This is a genomic window from Burkholderia sp. AU45251, from assembly GCF_030482905.1.
GTDB classification, from domain to species: Bacteria; Pseudomonadota; Gammaproteobacteria; order Burkholderiales; family Burkholderiaceae; genus Burkholderia; species Burkholderia aenigmatica.
This window is the reverse complement of sequence record NZ_JAUJQH010000010.1, coordinates 58790-81679: the sequence shown is the minus strand read 5'-3', so window position 1 is coordinate 81679 and position 22890 is coordinate 58790. Positions and strand designations below refer to the sequence as shown.

Annotated in this window: 22 protein-coding genes; 7 read left to right on the top strand and 15 right to left on the bottom strand. The window is 67.3% G+C overall.

Translation table 11 applies throughout. The features are described from left to right. The first annotated feature begins 208 nt into the window (after nt 1–208). A complete protein-coding gene (locus QZM67_RS20600) occupies nt 209–1735 on the top strand; it encodes a mannose-1-phosphate guanylyltransferase/mannose-6-phosphate isomerase (protein WP_301806206.1) in 1527 nt (508 codons plus the stop codon). Nucleotides 1736–1861: 126 nt separating this feature from the next. On the opposite strand, the gene QZM67_RS20595 is transcribed toward QZM67_RS20600, so the two are convergent. The 8 genes from QZM67_RS20595 to QZM67_RS20560 form a co-directional block, all read right to left on the bottom strand. Further along, a complete protein-coding gene (locus QZM67_RS20595) occupies nt 1862–2803 on the bottom strand; it encodes a DUF6566 family protein (RefSeq protein WP_175025058.1) in 942 nt (313 codons plus the stop codon). A 733-nt stretch (nt 2804–3536) separates the two neighbouring features. Continuing rightward, nucleotides 3537–4118, bottom strand: a complete 582-nt coding sequence (locus tag QZM67_RS20590) for a DUF3501 family protein (protein WP_301806204.1) — start codon at nt 4116–4118, stop codon at nt 3537–3539. Nucleotides 4119–4149: 31 nt separating this feature from the next. Beyond that, a complete protein-coding gene (locus QZM67_RS20585) occupies nt 4150–5487 on the bottom strand; it encodes a heterodisulfide reductase-related iron-sulfur binding cluster (protein WP_301806202.1) in 1338 nt (445 codons plus the stop codon). A 123-nt stretch (nt 5488–5610) separates the two neighbouring features. Beyond that, complete coding sequence (locus QZM67_RS20580; RefSeq protein ID WP_043177896.1) at nt 5611–6033, bottom strand: rubrerythrin family protein; 423 nt, start codon at nt 6031–6033, stop codon at nt 5611–5613. Nucleotides 6034–6275: 242 nt separating this feature from the next. Next, complete coding sequence (locus QZM67_RS20575; RefSeq protein ID WP_301806200.1) at nt 6276–7544, bottom strand: RNA polymerase sigma factor; 1269 nt, start codon at nt 7542–7544, stop codon at nt 6276–6278. Further along, nucleotides 7541–7957: a VOC family protein gene (locus QZM67_RS20570; RefSeq protein WP_301806198.1), complete on the bottom strand. Its 417-nt coding sequence runs from the start codon at nt 7955–7957 to the stop codon at nt 7541–7543. The genes QZM67_RS20575 and QZM67_RS20570 overlap by 4 nt, the downstream gene beginning before the upstream one ends. Before the next feature lie 42 nt (nt 7958–7999). Continuing rightward, complete coding sequence (locus QZM67_RS20565) at nt 8000–8419, bottom strand: YciI family protein (protein WP_301806196.1); 420 nt, start codon at nt 8417–8419, stop codon at nt 8000–8002. A 125-nt stretch (nt 8420–8544) separates the two neighbouring features. Then, nucleotides 8545–8898: a YciI family protein gene (locus tag QZM67_RS20560; protein ID WP_301806194.1), complete on the bottom strand. Its 354-nt coding sequence runs from the start codon at nt 8896–8898 to the stop codon at nt 8545–8547. Between the two features lie 203 nt (nt 8899–9101). Between QZM67_RS20560 and QZM67_RS20555 the strand changes: the two genes are divergently transcribed. From QZM67_RS20555 to QZM67_RS20540, 4 genes are all read left to right on the top strand, one after another. Continuing rightward, nucleotides 9102–10937 (top strand): ExeM/NucH family extracellular endonuclease, encoded by a 1836-nt coding sequence (locus tag QZM67_RS20555; RefSeq protein WP_301806192.1) that lies wholly within the window; start codon nt 9102–9104, stop codon nt 10935–10937. Between the two features lie 332 nt (nt 10938–11269). Next, on the top strand, nt 11270–11656 hold the full coding sequence (locus tag QZM67_RS20550; protein ID WP_043177905.1) for a YqjD family protein: 387 nt from the start codon (nt 11270–11272) through the stop codon (nt 11654–11656). A 68-nt stretch (nt 11657–11724) separates the two neighbouring features. Then, nucleotides 11725–12309: a YSC84-related protein gene (locus tag QZM67_RS20545; protein WP_089453450.1), complete on the top strand. Its 585-nt coding sequence runs from the start codon at nt 11725–11727 to the stop codon at nt 12307–12309. A gap of 251 nt (nt 12310–12560) precedes the next feature. Continuing rightward, the gene (locus QZM67_RS20540) at nt 12561–13613 is read left to right on the top strand and encodes an AI-2E family transporter (protein WP_175025051.1); all 1053 of its coding nucleotides are present in this window, start codon (nt 12561–12563) and stop codon (nt 13611–13613) included. 43 nt (nt 13614–13656) lie between these two features. On the opposite strand, the gene QZM67_RS20535 is transcribed toward QZM67_RS20540, so the two are convergent. The 6 genes from QZM67_RS20535 to QZM67_RS20510 all read right to left on the bottom strand — a co-directional run bounded on the left by QZM67_RS20535 (nt 13657) and on the right by QZM67_RS20510 (nt 19655). Then, nucleotides 13657–14172: a thioesterase gene (locus QZM67_RS20535; RefSeq protein WP_301806191.1), complete on the bottom strand. Its 516-nt coding sequence runs from the start codon at nt 14170–14172 to the stop codon at nt 13657–13659. Between the two features lie 208 nt (nt 14173–14380). Next, the gene (locus tag QZM67_RS20530) at nt 14381–15397 is read right to left on the bottom strand and encodes an NADP-dependent oxidoreductase (protein WP_043177915.1); all 1017 of its coding nucleotides are present in this window, start codon (nt 15395–15397) and stop codon (nt 14381–14383) included. A gap of 37 nt (nt 15398–15434) precedes the next feature. Next, entirely contained in the window at nt 15435–16223 is a 789-nt protein-coding gene (locus QZM67_RS20525) for an SDR family oxidoreductase (RefSeq protein WP_043177917.1), read from the bottom strand. 442 nt (nt 16224–16665) lie between these two features. Next, complete coding sequence (locus QZM67_RS20520; protein WP_043177918.1) at nt 16666–17256, bottom strand: phosphatase PAP2 family protein; 591 nt, start codon at nt 17254–17256, stop codon at nt 16666–16668. 81 nt (nt 17257–17337) lie between these two features. Continuing rightward, nucleotides 17338–18654 carry an Nramp family divalent metal transporter gene (locus QZM67_RS20515; RefSeq protein WP_122949105.1) on the bottom strand — a complete coding sequence of 439 codons (1317 nt, stop codon included), beginning with the start codon at nt 18652–18654 and terminating at the stop codon, nt 17338–17340. After that, nucleotides 18603–19655 carry a helix-turn-helix domain-containing protein gene (locus tag QZM67_RS20510; RefSeq protein WP_301806189.1) on the bottom strand — a complete coding sequence of 351 codons (1053 nt, stop codon included), beginning with the start codon at nt 19653–19655 and terminating at the stop codon, nt 18603–18605. Before QZM67_RS20510 ends, QZM67_RS20515 begins: the two co-directional genes overlap by 52 nt. A 499-nt stretch (nt 19656–20154) precedes the next feature. On the opposite strand from QZM67_RS20510, the gene QZM67_RS20505 reads away from it, so the two are divergent. Further along, nucleotides 20155–21078, top strand: a complete 924-nt coding sequence (locus tag QZM67_RS20505; RefSeq protein ID WP_301806187.1) for a LysR family transcriptional regulator — start codon at nt 20155–20157, stop codon at nt 21076–21078. Between the two features lie 98 nt (nt 21079–21176). After that, the gene (locus QZM67_RS20500) at nt 21177–21578 is read left to right on the top strand and encodes an OsmC family protein (RefSeq protein WP_043177923.1); all 402 of its coding nucleotides are present in this window, start codon (nt 21177–21179) and stop codon (nt 21576–21578) included. 99 nt (nt 21579–21677) lie between these two features. Here QZM67_RS20500 and QZM67_RS20495 read toward each other — a convergent pair whose 3' ends face one another. Continuing rightward, nucleotides 21678–22559 carry a Dyp-type peroxidase gene (locus QZM67_RS20495; RefSeq protein WP_175025046.1) on the bottom strand — a complete coding sequence of 294 codons (882 nt, stop codon included), beginning with the start codon at nt 22557–22559 and terminating at the stop codon, nt 21678–21680. Nucleotides 22560–22890 lie beyond the last annotated feature (331 nt).

Below are 22890 nucleotides of genomic sequence, written 5' to 3'. Positions count from 1 at the left end.
CTTTACGATTTCCGCGCACCCTTTTCGGGCGGTCAAGACCGGCCGATTCCCCAATTTATTTTTTATTTTTTTATTTGCATCGGATGCTAGCGAGGAAAATTCTTCCTGATGAATGCCTGGCGAATATCAAACAATGGACCCGGTTTTATTGTCGATTTACTTCGTGCTACAAAGATAGGCACTGACTTCAACCGTGGAGAGTGTCCTCATGAATGCTCCGGCCGTGGCTGCCGAAACGCGCCATTCTTCTTCCACCGCCCCCGCCGCCGGCACGCGCGTCGCCGTGCAACCGGTGATTCTCGCCGGCGGTTCCGGCACGCGCCTGTGGCCGATGTCGCGCGAACGTTTTCCGAAACAGCTGATCGGCCTGCTCGGCGAACATTCGTTGCTGCAATCGACCGCGCTGCGCCTCGACGGCCTGACGGGCGCCTATCCGCTGAACGACGACGTGCTGATCGTGTGCGGCGAGGATCACCGCTTCACGACCGCCGAACAGCTGCGCCTGACCCGCAAATCCGCATCGATCATGCTCGAGCCGATCGGCCGCGACACCGCGCCCGCGCTGACGCTCGCCGCCCTGCGGCTCGTCGCCGGCGGCAACGATGCGGTGATGACCGTGATGCCGGCCGACCATGCGGTCGCCGACCTGCCGCGCTTCCACGCGGCTGTCGCAGCCGGCGTGCACTGCGCGATGCAAGGCAAGATCGCCACGATGGGCATCGTCCCCAAGCACGCGGAAACCGGCTACGGCTACATCCGCGTTGGCGCGCCGCTCGGCGATGCCGGGACGGGCAGCCTCGACGTGCGCCGCCTCGACCGTTTCGTCGAGAAGCCGCATCTCGAACTCGCTCAGCAGTACGTCGCATCGGGCGAATACTGGTGGAACAGCGGGATCTTCATCGTTCGCGCATCGGTCTGGCTGAAAGCGATCCGCCAGCTGGAACCCGCGATCTACGCAGCCTGCGAACAGGCGGTCGCCCAGGGCAAGGCCGATGGCGATTTCTTCCGCGTCGATCGCGACGCATTCGCCGCGTCGCCGTCGAACTCGATCGACTACGCGGTGATGGAGCCGCTCGCGACCCTGCCGCAGCTGTGCGAGAGCGTCGTCGTGCCGCTCGACGCGGGCTGGTCGGACGTCGGCTCGTGGGACGCGATCTGGCAGATCTCGCCGAAGGACGAAGCCGGGAACGTCGGCCGCGGGCACGTGCTGCTCGAAGGCGCGGAATCGACGTTCGCGCATTCGGAAAGCCGGCTCGTCGCCTGCGTCGGCACGCAGAACCTCGTCGTCGTCGAAACGCCCGACGCCGTGCTCGTCGCGGACAAGTCGCGCGTGCAGGACGTGAAGAAAATCGTCGGGCAAATCAAGGCGCAACGCGGCGCGGAAGCCGCCGATCACCGCAAGGTCCATCGCCCGTGGGGCCACTACGACTCGGTCGACATGGGCGAGCGCTTCCAGGTGAAACGCATCGTCGTGAAGCCGGGTGCGCGACTGTCGCTGCAGATGCACCACCACCGTGCCGAACACTGGATCGTCGTGCGCGGCACCGCGCGCATCACGCGCGGTGACGAAACGTTCCTGCTGTCGGAAAACGAATCGACGTACATCCCGCTCGGCGTGTCGCACCGCCTGGAGAATCCGGGCAAGATGCCGCTCGAGCTGATCGAGGTGCAGTCGGGCGCGTATCTCGGCGAGGACGACATCGTCCGCTTCGACGATACCTACGGCCGGCAGTAACAACACGCGGTACGCCCGGGGCGCCGCTTCGACAGCGGCGCCCCGGGCAAGGCAGACATGGAAAGACGGGATTTCCGCGCGGGCGTCGTGGCACACGACGGCCCGCGCGTTGCATCGGGACGGCGATCAGCCTACGCGGTACACGTATTCGCGACGCTCCGACTGCACCGGATCGTTGCGGCTTTCGGACAGCGCGCCCGCATGACGCTCGGCGATGAAGCGCTTGATGTCCGACTCCGCACGCGCAAGCGCGGACAGGCCGGCCAGCACCTCGCCTTGCGGCTCGCGCACCGGTTCGTCGCTCGCGCCATGGCGATCGATCCACTGGCGCGCCCAGTCGAGCGCGAACTGCTCGGCTTCCTCGGCATCGGTGAAGCGCGGGCCGATGAGGCCCGAGCGCTCGACGCGCCGGTCGTCCCGCGTAATCTCGGCCCACGCGCGATACATCAGGTTCTGCACGGGCTGCGCGATACCGCAGATCGTATAGCCGCGATATTCGTCGACTTGCGGTTCGGCCGCGGCGAAGCTCGCCGACGACGCATGCGCATGGCGCAACTCCGTCGACGGCGCACCCGGCACCGTGAACGACACCGCCGACGGATCGACCACTTCGTCGACCGGCATCGCGCTCAGCGACGCGCCCTCGCCATCCCAAACGTTTGCCTGCGCGACCGGCAATTGCCACGATTCGGGGTTTTGCCAGAACACGCCGCGCAAACGGTCGTTGTCGGGCACGGGCTCGGCACGACGCGCGGCCACGACCGGCACCGGCGGCGGCGGGATATACGCGAACGTGCGCCCGCTGAACTGGGTCAGCACGTCGATCATCTGCAGCAGCGTGCCGGACGCGAGCCACTCTTCGTAGCGGCGACGGCACGTCGGCCCGGACGGATAACGACCGGGCAGCTTCGACCAGGCTTCACCGGTCGTCAGGATCCAGAGCACCGCATTGGCAACGACGCGCGGTTCGGCACGTGGACGCCCACGACGGTTCAGCCGGATGGGTTCATCGGCGATCAGCGTTGAAAGACGAAACCACTCTTCATCGTTAAGCTCATCGAAGAACATAGTAGATCTCTCCACGCAGCCAGGCCGGGGCTGCGATTGGCGGCGCCGTCGCGACACATCGCGTCGCGGGGCGGCCAGGTTGCACATTATGGTTATCCGGGGTTGTGCATGCCGGTGCGGCACCGCACTTTCACGGTGCCGCGATTCCCGGCTATGACGCACAAATCACGGTCTCACTCCAATGTGGGAATTTTTGTGCACGAAGCATACCATCCCTAGGGTTAATCTCAATATGACAATGACTTAATGTTACGCACTGAAACAACCCGCCATGGATGCGTAATGTATTTACGCATGAATTTTTTTGCGAGATCTTTATGCCCGTCGCTGGAAAGCCCCGTCCGGCGGGGCTCCGCAGCGTATGAAGAATAGCTTTTTATGTGCATTTTCGGGCCGCTCCGACCCCTGCCGGCAACAATCCGGTGCATTGCCGCCCGACATCGGTAAATCAGGGAAAAAAGCGTAACAAGATATTCACGAATCGGTAAATCATTCAAATTCTGCCGATTTTAATTATTTCCGTGCACAATCTTTTTATTGTTTCTCTGCGGGTGATGAAAGCACGGTGACGTGCGATGCACGCTTTTCGCCACATGCAAACTCGTGACGTCTGTTACATCTTGGCGGCGGCAGGCGCACGACAGCGCCGCATCGTCTGCGGAAATCCTGTTTCGGGTCGGAACGGAAAAACGGAAAACGGTGCGCAGGCCGTGCCGAATGCGCAGCGGACGCGTCAGCGCAAATCGCCGGCCAGCGATGCGGTCACGTCCGCGTCCACCCGTTGCGGCGGCATCGTGTAGGCCGGGTGATCGCAGCCGATCGACAGCGCCGCCCCGCCCTTGAGCGCCGCACGCATCGGCGCGCCGAACTCGAAGCGCACGAAGTGCACGGCCGACGTCTTCTCGGCGTTGTCGCGCTCGAGATCCTCGTCGGCGATCGCGTAGACGCTCGGGTACCCGTCGACCTGCAGGTACACGCGATCCTCGACGCCGATCAGCCGCGCGAGCGCCGCGCGCCGTTCGATCTCGTGCTCGTACTCGATCTGCAGCGTCGCCTTCAGGTTCGTGCCGTCGGGCACGAGCGGCAGATACGCTTCCAGCTCCCCTTCAATGCCCGCCTGGTCGAAGATCTTCTCGATGTGCAGCATCTCCTGGATCTGGTAGCGGATCGTCGTCTCGTCCTCGAACAGGAAGCGCAGGTGATTGCCGAGCGCAACCGCGCGGCGGCGCTTGTACGCGACGAGCCGCGCGTGTTCGGTCTTGCGGATCTTCGCGTACGCTTCGAGCGTCAGCAGGGAGTCGCGGGTCAACGTCATGGGAGGTCCTCGTGGGTCGGCCGGCGGCGGCTCAGATGCCGTACGCGCGGCGCAGCAGCGTGAGCGGATGCGCGAGCGGCGCGGACGGCAGCCCCTTGTCGTCGATGCCCTGCACGATGTGATGGCCGGCCAGCGCGCAGTCCGACGACACGAAATCCGGCTGCGGCTCGGCCATCGCCTTGAACACGGGCCCGCCGATCCGCATCGCGTCCGCATGGAATTCCTTCTTCACGCCGAAGGTGCCCGCATGGCCCGAGCAGCGCTCGACGACATTCACGCGCGTATCGGGCACGAGCGACAGCGCGTCGGCCGTCTTGCGGCCGATGTTCTGCACGCGCGCGTGGCATGGCACGTGATAGGACACGGTGCCGAGGCCCGTCTTGAAATCGGTCTTCAGCAGTCCGTCGCGATGGCGCGCTATCACGTACTCGAACGGATCCCAGAATGCGTCGGCCACCGCGCGCACGGCTTCGTCGCCGGGGAACATCAGCGGCAGCTCGCTCTTGTACATCAGCACGCAGCTCGGGATCGCGCCGATCAGCGCATAGCCTTCGCGCGCATAGCGTTCGAGCACAGGCAGGTTCACGTCCTTCTTCGCGGCCACGCCGGCGAGGTTGCCCTGCTCGAGCAGCGGCATCCCGCAGCAGGCTTCGCGCGTGACGAGTTCGTACGGGATCTCGTTGTGCGCGAGGATCGCGAGCAGGTCGTGGCCGATGCCCGGCTCGTTGAAATTCACGTAGCACGTCGCGTAGATCGCGACCTTGCCGGGCGTGCGTTCGCCGTCGCGCACGGGCAGGCCGTCCGAGGGCTTCGCCGTGCGCCGGAACTTGCGCGGCGCGAATTCCGGCAGCCATGCATCGCGATCGACGCCGAGCGTCGCTTCGAGCGCATGGCGCGCGGGCGGCGTGCGGTTCACCGCGTTCACCGCCTGCGTGACGATCGGAATGCCGGCGAAGTGGCCGAGCGCGTCGGTGTTCGACAGCACCTTGTCGCGCAGCGTCGCTTCGCCGCGCTTGTAGCGCGCGGCCTTGCCGCGCAGCATCAGGTGCGGGAAGTCGACGTTCCACGCGTGCGGCGGCACGTACGGACATTTCGTCATGTAGCAGAGGTCGCACAGGTAGCACTGGTCGACGACCTTGCCGAACGCGTCCTTCGGCACTTCCTCGATATCGCCCATCGGCGTGTCGTCGACCAGATCGAACAGCGTCGGAAATGCGCCGCATAACGACACGCAGCGCCGGCATCCGGCACAGATGTCGAACACGCGCGTCATTTCCGCGTCGATCGCGGCCTGGTCGTAGAACGCTTCGGACTGCCAGTCGAGCGGATGCCGGGTCGGGGCTTCGAGACTGCCTTCCTTGTGGGGCATGGGGCGCTCCATCCAGCGTGGCGCGCATGCGCGCCAGCGCCGCCCGCTCGATGCGGGCAGCGATGAACGAACAGCCGGCCGCTTGCCGATCGCACCGCCTGCCGTGCGACCCGCGGCGGCCCGTCAGTCGACGAGACTGTCCAGCGCCTTCGTATAGCGGTTCGCGTGGCTGCGTTCAGCCTTCGCGAGCGTCTCGAACCAGTTCGCGATTTCGTCGAAGCCTTCGTCGCGCGCCGCCTTCGCCATGCCCGGATACATGTCGGTGTATTCGTGCGTTTCGCCGGCGATCGCCGATTCGAGATTCTGCCGCGACGAACCGAACGGCAAGCCCGTGGCCGGATCGCCGACGGCTTCCAGGTATTCGAGGTGGCCGTGCGCATGGCCGGTTTCGCCTTCGGCGGTCGAGCGGAACAGCGCGGCGATGTCGTTCTGGCCTTCGACATCAGCCTTCGAAGCGAAATACAGATAGCGCCGGTTCGCCTGCGATTCGCCCGCGAATGCGGCCTTCAGGTTCTCTTCGGTTTTGCTGCCCTTGAGTTGAGCCATTTGCGCCTCCGTTCGAGTCGGCGCGGCCGCATGCGAAGCCGGGCCGATCAGGTATGTGGGGAACGATGCGTGTGCCGGGGCGCGCGCATCGTGCTCTTCAATCTAGGCGTTCGTGTTCGCATCCCCCAATAGGCTTTTTCAATCCGGGCGATAGTGCTTGGCGGGGCGCGGCGCACGGTGCGCGGCGTTCGCGTGTGCCGCGTGTGCCGCGTGTGCCGCGTGTGCCGCGTGTGCCACGTGGGTCACGCGTCCGTCGCGCGCCTGAGCAGCAATTCGCGTTCGCGCTCGTTGCGCGTCAGTTCCGCCGCGCGGCGGAATTCGGCCTTGGCCTCGTCGGCGCGGCCCAGCTTCGCCAGCAGGTCGCCGCGCACGCTCGGCAGCCAGTGATAGTGCGCGAGCGCGGGATCGTCGCGCAGCACGTCGACGAGTTCGAGCGCCGCAGCGGGCCCGAACGCCATGCCGACGGCCACCGCGCGATTCAGCTCGACCACGGGCGACGGTGCGACTTCGGCGAGCGCGTCATACAGCGCGACGATCTGCGCCCAGTCCGTATCCGACGCATGCCGCGCGCGTGCATGGCAGGCGGCCAGCGCGGCCTGCAGCGCGTACGGCCCGCGTACGCCGCCGAGCTTCGTCGCGCGTTCGAGCGCCGCGAGGCCGCGCCGGATCAGCAGCGGATCCCAGCGGCTGCGATCCTGGTCGAGCAGCAGCACGGGCCGGCCCTGCGCGTCGGTGCGCGCGTGCATGCGCGACGCCTGCAGTTCCATCAGCGCGACGAGCCCGAGCACCTCGCTCTCGTCCGGCGCCAGCCCGGCCAGCACGCGGCCGAGCCGCAACGCCTCGTCGCACAGCGCCGGGCGTGTCCAGTCGTCGCCCGAGGTCGCCGCATGGCCTTCGTTGAACACGAGATAGATCACTTCGAGCACCGACGCGAGCCGCGCGGGCCGCGCATCGGCGGCCGGCACCTCGAACGGCACGTGTGCCGCCGCGAGCGTGCGCTTGGCGCGCACGATCCGCTGCGCGATCGTCGGCTCGGGCGTCAGGAACGCGCGAGCGATCTCGCCCGTCGTCAGCCCGCCGAGCAGCCGCAGCGTCAGCGCGACGCGCGAATCGGTCGACAGCACCGGGTGGCACGACGTGAAGATCAGCCGCAGCAGATCGTCGCCGATGTCGTCGTCGCTCGCGTCGGCGAGCGCCTCGGCGATGTCGGGGACGACATGCGCTTCAAGCGCGTCCATCTCGTGGCCGAGCTGGTCGCGCTTGGCCGCATGGAGCGACTCCTGCCGGACACGATCGAGTGCGCGACGCTTCACGGCCGTCATCAGCCAGGCGGCCGGGTTGTCGGGCACGCCGTCGACGGGCCAGTGCTCGAGCGCCGCGACGAGCGTGTCCTGCGCCAGCTCCTCCGCCACGCCGACGTCGCGCACCACGCGCGCGGCGCGCGCGATGATCTTGGGCGCCTCGATCCGCCAGACCGCTTCGATCGCACGGTGAGTCGCCTCACGCGTCACGACGCCTGCCCCTGGGCGGACGCGTCCAGCGGCATGGCCATCAGCTCCCATGCATGGCCGTCCGGATCGTCGAACCCGTGGCCGTACATGTTCGGATACTCGCGCGGCGCTTGCGGCGCGGACCCGCCGGCCGCCAGTGCCTTCGCGACGATCGCGTCGACCTCGGCGCGGCTTTCGCACGACAGGCACGACAGGGCCTGCACCTGCGTTGCCGGATCGATGATGGTCTTGCCGGTAAACGTCTGGAAGAACGGCCGCACGAGCAGCATCGCGAAGATCGTGTCGCTGATCTTGATGCAGGCGGCCTGGTCGTTGGTATAGGCCGGCACGACCTCGAAGCCGAGCGCCTGGTAGAACGCCTTCGAACGCGGCAGGTCGGCCACGGGCAGGTTGATGAAGACCATCTTGTGCATGTCGGGTACTCCCGGTGAGGTTGGATTCAGGTGGGCAATCAATCAGGCGTCGGTGCGGCCGACGTGGAGTTCGCGGAACCGCTCGACCGCGTCGCTCGGCGTGAGGTCGTCAAGCTCGAACAGCGGCCGCACTTCGATCTCGCAATCCATCTCGGCGCCGAACGGCGCGGGAAACCGGCGCGTCCATTCGAGCGCTTCTTCGCGCGAGCGCACCTGGATCAGCGTATAGCCGGCGATCAGTTCCTTCGTTTCGGCGAACGGGCCGTCGACCACCGTGCCCTTGCCGCCCGTGTAGCGCACGCGCCAGCCGCTCGCGCTCGGCCGCAGCCCGTTTGCGTCGAGCAGCACGCCGGCCCTGGCCAGTTCCTCGTGATAGACGGTCATCGCCTCGACCAGCCGGTTGTCGGGCAACGCGTCGGACTCGCTGACGGCGTTCGCCCGGATCATGATCATGAATCGCATCGCTTACTCCTTGTCATCGGTGGAAGGCGGTACCCGTTCATCGGCGCCTTATCCGGACGACGGCCGGATGACAGCCGGATCGACATATTCCGCGACAAATCAGGGTATATACCGAGTCGCGACCTTCACAGGAAGCACGGGCCGACCGCGCGCACCTCGACAGTGCACCATTGCGCAGCCGGGCACTGGCTCGCGATCTCGATCGCTTCCTCGCGCGTGTCGACGTCGACGAGGAAGAAGCCGCCGACCATCTCCTTCGCCTCCGCGAACGGGCCGTCGAGCAGGCGCGCCTCGCCGTCGCGCACCTGCACGCGCGTCCCGCGCTCGGAACGCTCCAGCGACTCGACGCCGCGCAGCACGCCGCGCGCCTTCAGCGTCTCGGCGAAATCGACCATCCGCGCGTACAGCGCCTGACCTTCGTCGAGCGTGCGTTCGGCGCGCTGGTCGGTCGGCTCGACAATCAACAGCATGTAAGACATGGACTTCTCCTGTGGGAACGGGGCGCGGCAGCGTGCGCTGCGCGATCGGGATGCGCCGACCGATGCAAAAGCGTAGCAGCCGCTGGGCGGCTTGCATCGTCGGCCAATCGGTACTGGCCGGACGGCCATTTCGGCCACTTCCTGACATTTTGCCGTCAAGATGCCTTCCCGAACCTTCGGATTTTCTTCCTGTGGACCGCCCCATGTCACGCCTGCTTGCGCCGCTTGTCGTTGCATCGTTCATCGCCCTGGCTGCCCTCTTCGCCCCTGCCGCCCCCGCCGCCGTCTTCGCCCGGCCGGCCGTGGCCACGCCGCAGATCAGCGCCGGCTGCGGCGGCGCAACCACGCCGATTGCCGACCTCCGCGGCGCCGGTGGCCCGTCGCCGCTGGCCGGCCAAACGACCTCGATCGAAGCGGTCGTCACCGCGGCATTCGGCGGCGCCGACGGCCTGGACGGCTTCTTCGTCCAGCAGGCCGATGCGCAGCGACGGCACCGGCCGGGCGTCCCGGAAGGCGTATTCGTGTACGCACCGAACGCGCGCGCGAAGGCCGGCGATCTCGTGCATCTCACGGGCCGCGTCGACGAGCGATACGGCCGGACGCAATTCACGCTGTCGGGCGGCATGACCGTCTGCGCACGCGAACAGACGGTCACACCGGCAACACTCACGTTGCCGGTCGCCACGCCCGCCGTGCTGGCCGCACATGAAGGCATGCGGGTGCGCCTGCCGCAAACGCTGACGGTCAGCGACACCCACGAACTCGGCCGCTACGGCAGCATCGTCCTCAGCAACGGCCGGCTGCGCATCCCGACCCACGTCGCACCGCCAGCCGAGGCCGCCGCGCTCGCGGCCGCCAACGCACGCAACCGCATCGTGCTCGACGACGGCTCGAACCGCCGCGATCCCGCGACCGTGCGCTATCCGCCGCCCGCGCTGAGTGCCGCCAACACGCTGCGCGCGGGCTACACGGTGCGCGGCGTCGAAGGCGTGCTCGAACTGCGCTACGGCGCGTGGCGGCTGCAACCGGTTGCCGGTGCGGCACCGGTGTTCGATGCCGCCGCGAACCCGCGTACCGATGCGCCGGCCCGGCATCCCGCTGCCGACGTGCGCATCGTGTCGTTCAACGTATTCAACTATTTCAACGGCGACGGGACAGGCGGCGGATTCGATGCCCCGGCCAACCGCGGCGCGAAATCGCCCGCCGCGTTCGCGCGGCAGGAGGCGAAGATCGTCGCGGCATTGCGCGCGTTGCGCGCCGACGTGATCGGGCTGATGGAGATCGCGAACAACGGCTACGGCAACGCGAGCGCCGTGCGGCGTCTCGCCGCGCAACTTGGCGACGGCTGGCGCGTGGTCGAGCCCGGCACCGCGCGGCTCGGCCTCGATACGATCGCGGTCGCGCTGCTGTACGACAGCCGCACGGTCGAGCCGGCCGGGCGCGCGGCGACCGTCGCGCTCGGCGGCCGGCACCGCCCGCCGCTTGCGCAGACATTCCGGCGCATCGGCGGCTCGCGCGCCTTCACGGTCGCGGTCAATCACCTGAAATCGAAGAACTGCCCGAACGCGACCGGCGCCGATCGCGACCAGTCGGACGGCCAGGGCTGCTGGAACGCAGCACGCACGCGGGCCGCCGCGCGCGTCGCCGACTGGCTCGCCACGTCGCCGACAGGCACCGCGGCCGACGGCATATTGCTGATCGGCGACCTGAACAGCTACGCGAAGGAAGATCCGGTTCGCGCGCTCGAATCGCGCGGCTACGCGAACCTGGTTACCCGCTTCGGCGGCGATGCTGCGTACAGCTACGTATTTCACGGCGAAGCGGGCAACCTCGACCACGCGCTCGCCACGCCTTCACTCGCCGCGCGCGTGAAAGCCGTGCACGTCTGGCACATCAACGCCGACGAACCGGTGGCCCTGCAACCCTTGCCCGATTACAAAACGTCCGCGCAACGGTCGTCCTATTACGCACCCGACGCGTACCGCTCATCGGACCACGATCCCGTCGTGATCGACGTCGCACTTGGCGACGGCGCATAGGGGCGGCCCCGGGCACAAACCGTGCGCGTCCACACAGCATCGACTAGTGCATTTGCATCAGTACAAGGCCTGCAACGGCACTATTTACCGAACAACCCTGGCGACGCCATATTTACCAGGCTTTCACCGCGTACCGCCGCCCGATACGCCGCTTCGCCCGGCATGAGAATTTTTTTCAACCGCCGTGCCGCCCCATGTGGCCGGGCTTCGCGGCGATCCTGCCGACGAATTGAAAATTTGTCTCGAAACAAAATTGGGCCAAGTGAATCACATAAGTTGCTGGGATTCGTCTTATCTTCAAATTTACCTTGAATCGAAGGAGGATAAACATCATGGCGCTCACCGACTCGATTGAACACAAGCTGGATCGCGGCCTCGCCGACATTCGTCGCACGGGCCGGCGCGTGGGCCGCACGACGCGCTCGGCCGCCCGCGACCTGCATGCCGACGTCACCGACGATCTGCGCGGGCTGGTCGACGAACTCGAAGATCTGCTGAAAAACGACGGCGACGGCGATATCGCCGCGCTGCGCAAGCGCGTGCAATCCAGGCTCGATGAAGCGCGCAGCGCGCTCGACCACGCGTCGGGCAGCGCGGCGGCCCGGCTGCGCGATTCGGCCGAACGCGTGTCGCAGGTCGTGCACGACAACCCGTGGCAAACCGCCGGCGTCGTCGCCGGCCTCGCGTTCGTTGCGGGCCTGCTCCTTGCCCGCCGTTGAACGGGGCCGGCCGCTCCGCTGCCCGCACCGTCCGTCCGTCCTCAATCAGATAACGAAGGAGAAACGCCATGCAGAAGACCTTTGCCATGAAAGCCGCCGCCGCCGTCCTGCTCGGCGGCCTCGCGCTCGCCGGCTGCACGACCACCCCGGACAAACCGGAAGGCGCCGCGGCCAGCGCGTCGAAGCGCCAGTCGATCGACGCCAGCGTCAACGCGACGCTGTCACGCCTCTATTCGACGGTGCCGGGTTCGCGTGAACTCGTCGGGAAATCGCGCGGCGTGCTCGTGTTCCCGAGCGTGCTGCAGGCCGGCTTCATCGTCGGCGGCCAGTCCGGCAACGGCGCGCTGCGCGTCGGCGGCAGCACGGTCGGCTACTACAACACGTCGTCGCTGTCGGTCGGCCTGCAGGCCGGCGCGCAGTCGAAGGCGATCGTGTTCCTGTTCATGACGCAGGATGCGCTCGACTCGTTCCGCAAGTCCGAAGGCTGGGCCGCCGGCGCCGACGCATCGGTCGCGGTCGTGAAGGTCGGCGCAAACGGCGCGGTCGATACGACCACGGCCACCGCCCCGGTCGAGGTGCTGGTCCTGACCAACGCGGGCCTGATGGGCGACCTGTCGGTGAACGGCACCAAGGTCACGAAGCTCAATATCTGACGACGCGACACGCGGCGTTGCGCCGCGTCGGCTTCCCGGCAGCGCCGCGGCCCCGGCCGCGGCGTTTTCGCATGTGCCGCGCGCAGCGGCTATGATGGCGGCACCTTTGCGGGCATACTCCGGTTCGAGCCGACCGGCGGACGGCCGCCCCGCGGCGCGTTTCGCCGCGAACCCGTGACGATCGCGAACCGATCGCGCGCGGGACAACGAGATTCAATCAAACCACGCATCAATCTGCGCGAATGTCATCCATGGAAAGCGGACACGACCACCAAAAATTCTTCTATTTCCTGCTGGCCGCGGTCACCGTCGGACTCTGCTGGATCCTCGCGCCGTTTTCCGGAGCGGTGTTCTGGGGCACCATTCTCGCGATCCTGTTCCAGCCCGTGCAGCGCTGGCTCGCCGCGCGCTTCGGTAAGCGGCGCAACCTGGCCGCGCTCGTGACGCTGTCGCTGATCGTCCTGATCGTGATCCTGCCGCTCGTGTTCGTCGCCGCGACGCTCGTGCAGGAAATCGCGTACGTGTATCAGGAAATCAAGACCGTGCAGCCTAACTATTCGCAATACTTCCAGGACATCATCCACGCGCTGCCGTCGTCGATCCAGCACCTGCTGCAGAAATACGGGCTGAGCAACCTCCCGGGCATCCAGAAAAGACTGACCGATGGCGCCGCGCAGATCAGCCAGCTCGCAGCAGCGCAGGCACTCAGCATCGGCCAGAACACGTTCCAGTTCGTCGTGAGCTTCGGCGTGATGCTGTACATGGTGTTCTTCCTGCTGCGCGACGGCGGCGAGATCGGCCGCCGCGTACGCCGCGCATTGCCGCTTGACGACGAGCACAAGAACCTGCTGCTGGCGAAATTCACGACGGTCGTGCGCGCGACCGTGAAGGGCAACATCGCGGTCGCGCTCGTGCAGGGTGCGCTCGGCGGCCTGATCTTCTGGATCCTCGGGATCGAAGGCGTCGTGCTGTGGGGCGCGCTGATGGCGTTCCTGTCGCTGCTGCCCGCGATCGGCGCGAGCCTCGTGTGGGTGCCGGCCGCGCTCTACTTCCTGATGATCGGCGCGGTGTGGAAATGCGCGATCCTCGTCGCGTTCTGCGTCGGCGTGATCGGCCTCGTCGACAACCTGCTGCGCCCGATCCTCGTCGGCAAGGATACGAAGATGCCCGACTGGGTCGTGCTGATCTCGACGCTCGGCGGGATGGCGCTGTTCGGCATCACCGGCTTCGTGATCGGGCCGCTCGTCGCCGCGCTGTTTATGGCGAGCTGGGACATCTACGCACGCGCGGAACAGGCCGAATGACACGCCGCGCGGCCACGTGCCGCGCAGCGGCGGACATTCGCCATCACGGATGACGAATGCGAATCACGACGGGCGCCACGGCGCCCGTTTCTTCATCCGCCGCCAGCCTCATCACGCCGCCATACGGCCCCACGCGATATGTACGGCCCGACACCAGCGGCACGCTTCGATCGTCGTGCGCGTCGTGCCAGGTTGCACGCACACGCGAAGCGACATCCGGCGCGAACGGCGCGCCGTCAGGCGCGACCAGTGCCACATGGGCACCCGGCAAACGCCGGCCATGCGCATCGAATCGCAGCGTTGCCGCAACCTCGCCGTTCGCCCGCTCTCGTCCTTCGACCACCACGCCCGACCGCGCATCGAGCGTCACGTCGTAGCAATCGACGAGCGCGCCCGCGAACCGCACGACGCCGCCTGACGCGGCCTGCCCGGCCGCCACCGCATTCGACATCGCGAACGCCACGCCAAGCCCGATCGCCATCCGCCGCGCGGCACCGGCGCCTCGCACCGTTCGATTGCGCATCGCCACCGATGCCACCTGCTTCGCGTCGTTTCGCATGTTCCCTCTCCTCTGCCGCGTAACCAGAAAAAAAGGCGGCGTGACGCGTCGGTCACGCCGCCTGTCTGCTGGCAATCACTTTAGGGAGAGAAGCCCGGACAATATATGAGACAAGTCTGAAACTAAGACACGATTGATCGAACGCACCGCGTCCGACACCCGCTCGCGGCAGCGTACGAACGGCCTCGCACGCCGTGCCGCGGGCCGGTCACGCGTCTGGATCCACGCGCAGCACGAGCTTGCCGCGATGGTCGCCGTCGAACAGGCGATTCAGCACGTCGGGCGCGTTTTCGAGACCGTCCGCCACCGTCTCCTCGGCCTTGAGCCGGCCGTCGCGCAGCCAGCCCGCGAGCGTCTGCACCGCCTCGCGGCTCTTGCGATAGTCGAGGATCAGGAAGCCGCGCATCGTCAGCCGCTTCGAGATCAGCACGCCGACGTCGTCCGCCGCGCGCCCACTGTTGTAATTCGAGATCACGCCGCACAGCGCGACGCGCCCGCCGATCACCATCCGCGACAGCACCGCGCGCATCACCTCGCCGCCGACGTTCTCGAAGTTCACGTGCACGCCGTCCGGCGTCGCCGCCTTCAGCTGCTGTCGGAAATCGTCGGCCTTGTAGTCGACGGCCGCGTCGAAGCCGAGCGTCTCGGTCAGGTAGCGGCATTTGTCCGCGCCGCCCGCGATGCCGACCACGCGTGCGCCGTGGATCTTGCCGATCTGCCCGGCGATCGAGCCGACCGAGCCAGCCGCCGCCGATACCACGAGCGTCTCGCCGGGCTGCACCGGCGCGATGTCGGTCAGCCCGTAGTACGCGGTCAACCCGCTCATCCCGCACGCGCCGAGCAGCGTCGGCAGCGGCAGGCCCGACTGCGCGGGCAGCTTCACGAGCTGCGCGGCCTGCTCGGCCGGCACGACCGCATAGTCCTGCCAGCCGACCAGCCCCTGCACGAGATCGCCTTCCGCGAACCCCGCATGACGTGACGCCACCACGCGCCCGATGCCGAGCGCGCGCATCACCTCGCCGATCGCGACGGGCGGCAGGTACTGCGGCACGTCGCTCATCCACACGCGGTTGGTCGGATCCATCGACAGATACAGCACGCGCACGAGCACCTCGCCGTCCGCGAGCGCCGGCACCGGCGTCTCGACGAGCGAAAAGTGTTCGCGGCCGACCCGCCCTTCCGGGCGCGTCTTCAGCAGCAGTTGGCGGTTCACGGGTGTCGACACGATGTTCTCCTCCAGGCGTTGTTGTTCGGGATGCGCGTCAGACCGCGCACATGCCGCCGTCAATCACGAGTTCGGCGGCCGTCATGAAGCGGCTCTCGTCGGATGCGAGATACACGGCCGCGTGCGCGACGTCGTCCGGCTCGCCGAGCCGGCGCAGCGGAATGCCGCGCGCGAGCTTGCGCGTGGCGTCGCGTTCGCCGAGCGACTGGAACAGCGGCTCGACGATCCCCGTGCGGATGAACGCGGGGTGAATCGAGTTGCAGCGCACGTCGATCTCGCGGCGGGCACAGTCGATCGCGACCGACTTCGTCAGCGACGCGACCGCCGCCTTCGATGCGTTGTACGCGGTGAAATCCGGCTCGACCTTGAACGCGGCGACCGACGAGATGTTGATGATCGACGCGGGATGGCTCTCGGCCAGATACGACAGCGCATGCTTGCAGCCGAGCACGATGCTCTCGACGTTGATCGCCATCACACGCCGCCATTCGTCCAGTTCGATCTGCGCGGGCGAGCCGATCGAGCCGACGCCCGCGTTGTTGACGAGCACCGACAGCCCGCCCATCGCATCGACCGCCTGCGCGAGCAACGCCTGCCAGCGCGCTTCGTCGCGCACGTCCTGCGTCGCGGCGAACGCGACCGGTGCCGCATGGCCCGCGTTGAGTTCCTGCGCGAACGCGTCGAGCACCGCGGCGTCGGCGATGTCGGTCACGAACACGCGCGCGCCCTGCTCGACCATCCGGCGCGCGATCGCGCGGCCGAGGCCGCCCGCGGCGCCCGTGATATATGCGCACTTGCCGGCAAGGCGCGAAGAAACGACTGTCATGTGACCTGCTCCTATCGTGAATCGTCGTCGCGAACCGCTGCCGCGACGGGTTGGCCGTGCCCGTTCCGGCCGCTGCGGACCGGTTGGCCGTGCCTCGACCTCACGAGGCACCGCACGGTTTCCGCGAGTATATCGAGATGAACGCGATGCGCAGCGGGCAGGCCGGGTAGCCGGTCCCGGTTGAACGACAGCCAGCGTACGCGAATGGCGCCAATCGATGAAATGAATATTCCTTATGCCCGGTCATAGACTTGGTTCATGACCTTCGTTTGCCGGCATGCGCGCACGGGCCGGCTGATTCAATGATGCGGGGAATGACGGGGGGATGCGTTCCGCGCGGGCGAGGAAGCGCTCGGGAAGATGAAACGGGGGGGAATCGTGGCACCGCCGGGCGAACGCCGGCGGCAAGCAAGCGGCGCCCGAGCGCCGCGGCAGGCTATCGTCAGAAGCCGTCGCCCGACGGCGCGCGCACGAACGCGCAGAGTTGCGGCGAATGAGTATCGATCATCTGCTGGAACGGCGCGCGGTGCCCGTACGCAATGCCCGACACGAGCAGCAGGCAGACGGCCGCGACGCGCGGCGAGAACGCACGCTGCCGCGCGCCGTCGTAACCGCGCAGGAACACCAGCGCGACGAGCGCGCCGAGCATCCAGCCGACGATCACTTCCGGGACGGTGTGCGAATGATCGAACACGCGCGCGACGGCCGTGACCGCGCCGATGGCCAGCCCGGCCGCGATGCCGGGCGCCTTGCCCGGCCGGAACGCCTGCCACAGCATCGACAGCGCGACCGTCCACACGGACGTCGACAGCATCGTATGGCCGCTGATCACGCGGAAATCGAATTGCGGCAGCTCGATGCCGCACCCGGCATACAGGATCTTCGTTGCGCCGACGAGCCCCATGCCGGCGGCGAGCAGCACGCCCCAGCGAGCGGCAAGGCGCCAATCGGTCAGCGCGAGCCACGCCGCGCACGTCAGCGCGATCGGCAGGGTCAGCGCGGCATCGCCGATGTTGCTGATTTCACTCCACATAACGGACTTCGGACGACGATCGAAAGGCCGCAGTTTACCGCATGCGCGCCGCGCGACTGTGTCAGCCTGTGACAGGCTGTATCAGCCCGCCACACCGGTAATCAGCAACAGGTTCGTACCGGTGATGACGACGAACAGCGCCCACGCGGCGATTTGCATCCCGCGCCCGATCGTGTGCTCGCCCATCGTATTGCGATCGCTGACCGAGCGGATCAGCGGCCACATCGCGAACGGCAGCTGCAGGCTCAGCAGCACCTGGCTCCACACCAGCAGCTGCCCGACCGAGCCGTCACCGAGCCACAGCACGCCGATCAGCGCCGGCACGAGCGCGAGCCCGCGCGTGATCAGCCGGCGCTGGTAGCACGGGATCTTCGTATGCAGGAAGCCGTCCATGATCACCTGGCCGGCGATCGTGCCGGTAAGCGTCGAGCTCTGCCCCGACGCGAGCAGCGCGATCCCGAACAGCAGCGCGGCCGCGCCGCCCGCGATCGGCGTAATCAGCTTGTAGGCCTGCTCGATGTCGGTCACGTTGTGCTGGCCCGTCGCGTGGAACGCCGCACCCGCGACGATCAGGATCGCCGCGTTGACGAGCATCGCGACGAACAGCGACACGAACGTATCGATGCGCACCAGCGCGAGCGTGTCGCGAATCGTCCCGCGCGCACCGCCCACCACGCGCCGCGTCTGCACGACCGACGAATGCAGGTACAGGTTGTGCGGCATGATCGTCGCGCCGACGATGCCGAGCGCGAGCACGATCGCGTCCTTGCGGTCGTGGCCCGGATCGCCCGGCACCAGCCCGCCGACCACCGCATGCCAGTCGGGCGGCGTGATCGCGACCTGTGCGACGAAGCAGAACGCCATCGTCGCGATCAGCGCGAGCACGATCGCCTCGATCTGCCGGAACCCCTTGCCCTGCAGGCCGAGCACGATCACCGTGTCGAGCGCGGTCAGCACGATCCCCCACGCGAGCGGCACGCCGAGCAGCAGCTTGAACGCGAGCGCGCAGCCGAGCACTTCCGCGATGTCGCACGCGATGATCGACACTTCGGCGGTCACCCACTGCACGATGCGGCCGAGCCGGCCGTAGCGGTCGTAGCTGGCCTGCGCGAGATCCCTGCCCGCGACGAGGCCGAGCCGCGCCGCGAGCATCTGCAGGAAGATCGCCGCGAGACTCGAGAACGCGACGACCCACAGCAGCGAATAACCGAACTGCGAGCCGGCCTGGATATCGGTCGCCCAGTTGCCGGGATCCATGTAGCCGATCGCGACCAGCAGGCCGGGGCCGAAGAAGCGCTTGAGCTTCTGCCAGCGCGGCGCGCCGGCATCGATCGTGATGCTGCCCTTTACTTCCGACGGGCAGAAAGGGGCGGTGGCGGTAGTGGGGAGGAGGGGCATGGAAACCGGGGATCGAGATCGCGACACGACGATTCTACGGGTATCCGTCCGGTTTTCTCCCGCGCGGCGGTACACGCGGCGCACGCCCCCCCTGCGTCGTCACCGGTCCCCCCGTGCGCATCGGATGGCGTAGCGCCTCGGGTGAGGATCCTTTCGCGTTCGGTGACGCGAAATTCCGTCGGCGACATCAGCATGCGCTGACGAAACAGTTTCGCGAGCCGTTCGCCGCTGCCGAACCCGGTGCGGCGCGCGACCTTGTCGGCCGGCAGCGTCGTGTGGATCAGCATGTGGCAGGCGCGCTCGAGCCGCACGTGCTGGACGAACTCGGTCGGCGTCACGCCGATCTCCTTCTTGAAGCGCCGCAGGAAGTTGCGCTCGCTCATCGCGGCGGCCTGGGCGGCGTTCGCGATCGAGATGCGGTTCACGCTCTGCGCGCGCAGCCGCTGCGCCGACATCCGGATCGACGGGCTCGCGCTCAGCTCGCGAAAGGCCCACATCGACTGCGTATAGCGTTGCTCGACGGGCCGCAGCATGTTGCTGGCGATCTCCTGCGCGGCGCTGTCGCCGAGATCGACGCGGAACATGTCGAGCACGGCGGCGAACACGTCGGTTTCGCCGGCCTGCAACTCGACCGTCGTGGCGACCCGGCGCCCGGCCCGGCCGGGCCGCTCTTCGAGCGTCGCCGACGGCCGCTGCATGGCCGCGAGCGCGGGCAGGTCCATTGCGTCGACGATCCAGCGCGCATGACGGCGAATGTCGGTCAGGCGACGCTGCAATGCGCCGTCCCAGTTGACGGCCGCGCGGTCGCCGTGGAGATGAAAGAACGCGAGCGCACGACGGCCGTGCTCGTCGCCGAGCGGATCGGCCGCGATGCTCACGCCGGACGACGACTGCAACAGCCCCCCGCTTTCGGATACGTACTTCAACTGGTAATCAGCACTGTATGCGTGCAGGCGATTCGCCAGGTTGAAAGCCTCGCCAAGACGCGCGGCCTGGGCCAACGAAAACCCCGTACTCAAATAGATAACGACCCACCTCTGATCTGCTGCATTCACTGGCCAAGCCCCCGACTTGTTTCGACTTCTTTTATTACCGTCGAACTGTCAGGCTTATATTTGGTTTGAATGCGTGCGACAGGACGGCTATCCCGAAATATGAAGCGACGGCATCTTAGCCGAACGGGTCGCGCCTTTGGCGCGAAATGGCCGACGGGGACAGCATGATGGCGGATTACTACAGGCTGTCGGGGGGGGTGACTGGCGCGTCTGCGTGGAGTCGCACGGGCCGTTCTCGCCGATTGTTGCGATGATGTGCGTCGCACGCTGCGCATTTCATGACGACAGGAGGCCTCGGGTATCCGGATAAATGCGAAGCCGGATATCGGCCCAAACGATATCGGCACCTGTCCCGCGCCATCGATCGCCGCGCCGGAACGCCCGCGTATCCGTTGCCTGCGCATCCTTTAGAATCGAGCCAAGATTCACCACGCGCCCGCGCCCCGTGCCCGCCGATCACCGTCTCGACCTGAACCTGTTTCGCGTGCTCGACGCCGTCTACGTGCACGGCGGCATCGGCGCGGCCGCCCGCGCGCTGCATCTCACGCAGCCGGCCGTCACGCATGCGCTCAACCGGCTGCGCGCGCATTTCGACGATCCGCTGTTCGTGCGGCAGGGCAACCGCGTCGTGGCCACCGAACGCACGCGTTCGATCATCGCGGACGTGCAGGTCCACCTGAAGGGTCTGCAAGGCACCGCGCGCGCGCCGTCGGCATTCGATCCCGCGACGCTCGACCTGAGCATCGCGGTAGGCATTCGCGACGTGCTCGAATCGATCGCGCTGCCGCGGATCGTCGCCGCGTTCGCCGACGAAGCGCCGGGCCTGCGGCTCGTGAGCCGCCGCATCGCGGTGGCCGACATCGAGCGCGAACTCGCGTCGGGCAACCTCGATCTCGCCGTCGATCGCCGCGTGCCGACCGGCCCGCGCATCGCCACCGAACACCTGCTCGACGATTCGCTGGTCGTCGCGCTGCGCGGCGATCACCCGCTGGCACGCGACCCGCTGCGGCGCGGCGACTATTTCGCGGCGCAGCATGTCGCAGTGTCGTCGCTCGGCGAACCGCAGTCGCTCGACGTGCTGCTCGGCAACGACGGACGCTTCCGCGATATCCGGCTCACCTGCCAGCACTATTTCGCCGCGTGCCAGATCGCCGCGACCGGCAACCTGCTGGTCACGCTACCGCACACCTACGCGTTGCGGATGGCCGCGCTGCTGCCGATCGTCGTGCGGCCGCTGCCGTTGCGGCTCAAGCCGTTCCCGCTGCTCGCGTACTGGCATGAATCGCGCGACGCCGATCGCGCGCACCAGTGGGTGCGCGAACGCATCGCCGCGCTCGTGCGCAGCAGCGCCGGCGTCGCCGACGCATAGCCGCACGGCGCGCGCCATCGCGATCGGGACGGTATGCTGACGGCTGCACGCCGCCCCGCGGCGCCCGCTTTCTTGTTCCCGCTGACCGGAGACCTGCCATGTCGCTCATCCATGCCGCCGCCGTCCTCGACGCCGATGCGCCCGACTACGTCGTCCAGCTGCAAGCCGGCACCCACGCGCTGACCGGCGACGAAGCGCCACGCGAAGGCGGCCAGGATCGCGGGCCGGCACCGTTCGCGTTCGTGCTGGCCGGCCTCGCGCAATGCACGGCCGCGACGCTGCGCATGTATATGCAGCGCAAGGCGTGGCCGGCCGCGCGCATCGACGTGCGCACCGAGCTGCATGCCGATCGCGACGGCACGCAATACGTGCGCCGCGTCGTGACGCTCGACGGCCCGCTCGACGACGCGCAACGCCAGCGCCTTGCCGAAATCTGCGAGAAGACGCCGGTCACGCTGTTCATCAAGCGCGGCACGCGGATCGACACGACGTTGAGCTGACACGCAACGCACACAGCGCACGCGGCGCACGATCGCCGCGAAAAAAAGGGGGGCCGCGCACGATGCGCGGCCCCCCGTTTCGTCGAACCCGTCAGGCGCTTACAGTCCGAGCGCGGTCAAGTCGAGCTTGCCGTCCTTCAACGGCGGGCACCAGAAATACGCGCCCGTCAGCGGCCGCGTGAAGCGGAACAGGCCGTCGACGATACCGTCTTCCGCGCCGCTCATCCGGCGCATCTGCACGTCGAACGCGCGGAACGAGCAGCCGAACGCCACGAAATAGAGGCCCGCGCGGCGCGCGTCCGACCACGGCGACGAACGGCGCAGCATGAACGCCTCGGGCTCGAAGCTTTCCTGCGCGGTGCGCTTCACGTGCGCGAACTCGGGCGCGTCGTCGAGTTCTTCGTTGTCCGAGCGGCGACGGCCGATGATGTTGTCCATGTCACCCGACGGAATGCGCTCCATCTGGTCGAAGTCGTGCAGCCACTGCTGAACCGCGACGAAGCTCGCACCGTCGAGCCCCGCGCCCTGCCCCGTCACGATCGCCGCGGCCACTGCTTCGTCGCCGTCCGGATTCTCGGTGCCGTCTTCATAGCCGGACAGGTCGCGATCGGTCGAATAGCGGAAACCGTCGACCGCATCCTGCAACGCGAACGCCGGCGCCAGCGCGCGTTCGATCGCCCGCGCGCGCAGCACGATTTCGCCGCGGTCGTCGCCGCGCAGCCAGACCCACACGTCGGCCGGCGTGGCCGGCAGCGTGCGGTCCTTCACCGCGAACGCCGGGAATTCGGTCAGGCCCGGCACCGGGCGCCCAAGGTGCGCCGCCAGCGCGTGCCCGAACCCGACCACCGTGTCGCGTCCGTCGACGATCTCACGCAGCGCGGCCAGCGCCGCTGCCACATTGCCGTCATTCGAAATCGTAAAAGTGAGGTATCGGGACACCGTATCGATCGGGGTCAGGATGCCTTGCTGAACGTCGCTCATCGTTTCCTCAGGAATGTATCGTGGTGAATCTGCGAGGGCCGCGGCGTCGTGCGCCGCAGACGCTGGAGTGTAATCGATGCGCGTGCCGGCCCTTGCGTTGCCGCACTGTGGAAGGGCCGCAAAAGAAGGGCCGAAACCCTGAATACTAACCGTATCGACGCGGCAACGCCCATTCGTCAGACGTTGCGGCGCGCCCGACTCTGCTGATAGAATCTTTTCACGTCTTTTCGGCGTCCTTTCAACCGTTCACTTCAGGGGAGGTGCAGATGTTCCCAATGCCAGCAACCTTCCCGAACGTGGTCCCACGGCACAGCTGATCCAGCCCGCCGTC

Bases quoted from the DNA above. Each gene is read 5' to 3' on its own strand.
- QZM67_RS20600 (WP_301806206.1), top strand. From the start codon at position 209: ATGAATGCTCCGGCCGTGGCTGCCGAAACGCGCCATTCTTCTTCCACC.
- QZM67_RS20595 (WP_175025058.1), bottom strand. From the start codon at position 2,803: ATGTTCTTCGATGAGCTTAACGATGAAGAGTGGTTTCGTCTTTCAACG.
- QZM67_RS20590 (WP_301806204.1), bottom strand. From the start codon at position 4,118: ATGACGTTGACCCGCGACTCCCTGCTGACGCTCGAAGCGTACGCGAAG.
- QZM67_RS20585 (WP_301806202.1), bottom strand. From the start codon at position 5,487: ATGCCCCACAAGGAAGGCAGTCTCGAAGCCCCGACCCGGCATCCGCTC.
- QZM67_RS20580 (WP_043177896.1), bottom strand. From the start codon at position 6,033: ATGGCTCAACTCAAGGGCAGCAAAACCGAAGAGAACCTGAAGGCCGCA.
- QZM67_RS20570 (WP_301806198.1), bottom strand. From the start codon at position 7,957: ATGCACAAGATGGTCTTCATCAACCTGCCCGTGGCCGACCTGCCGCGT.
- QZM67_RS20565 (WP_301806196.1), bottom strand. From the start codon at position 8,419: ATGCGATTCATGATCATGATCCGGGCGAACGCCGTCAGCGAGTCCGAC.
- QZM67_RS20560 (WP_301806194.1), bottom strand. From the start codon at position 8,898: ATGTCTTACATGCTGTTGATTGTCGAGCCGACCGACCAGCGCGCCGAA.
- QZM67_RS20555 (WP_301806192.1), top strand. From the start codon at position 9,102: ATGTCACGCCTGCTTGCGCCGCTTGTCGTTGCATCGTTCATCGCCCTG.
- QZM67_RS20550 (WP_043177905.1), top strand. From the start codon at position 11,270: ATGGCGCTCACCGACTCGATTGAACACAAGCTGGATCGCGGCCTCGCC.
- QZM67_RS20545 (WP_089453450.1), top strand. From the start codon at position 11,725: ATGCAGAAGACCTTTGCCATGAAAGCCGCCGCCGCCGTCCTGCTCGGC.
- QZM67_RS20540 (WP_175025051.1), top strand. From the start codon at position 12,561: ATGGAAAGCGGACACGACCACCAAAAATTCTTCTATTTCCTGCTGGCC.
- QZM67_RS20535 (WP_301806191.1), bottom strand. From the start codon at position 14,172: ATGCGAAACGACGCGAAGCAGGTGGCATCGGTGGCGATGCGCAATCGA.
- QZM67_RS20525 (WP_043177917.1), bottom strand. From the start codon at position 16,223: ATGACAGTCGTTTCTTCGCGCCTTGCCGGCAAGTGCGCATATATCACG.
- QZM67_RS20520 (WP_043177918.1), bottom strand. From the start codon at position 17,256: ATGTGGAGTGAAATCAGCAACATCGGCGATGCCGCGCTGACCCTGCCG.
- QZM67_RS20515 (WP_122949105.1), bottom strand. From the start codon at position 18,654: ATGCCCCTCCTCCCCACTACCGCCACCGCCCCTTTCTGCCCGTCGGAA.
- QZM67_RS20500 (WP_043177923.1), top strand. From the start codon at position 21,177: ATGTCGCTCATCCATGCCGCCGCCGTCCTCGACGCCGATGCGCCCGAC.
- QZM67_RS20495 (WP_175025046.1), bottom strand. From the start codon at position 22,559: ATGAGCGACGTTCAGCAAGGCATCCTGACCCCGATCGATACGGTGTCC.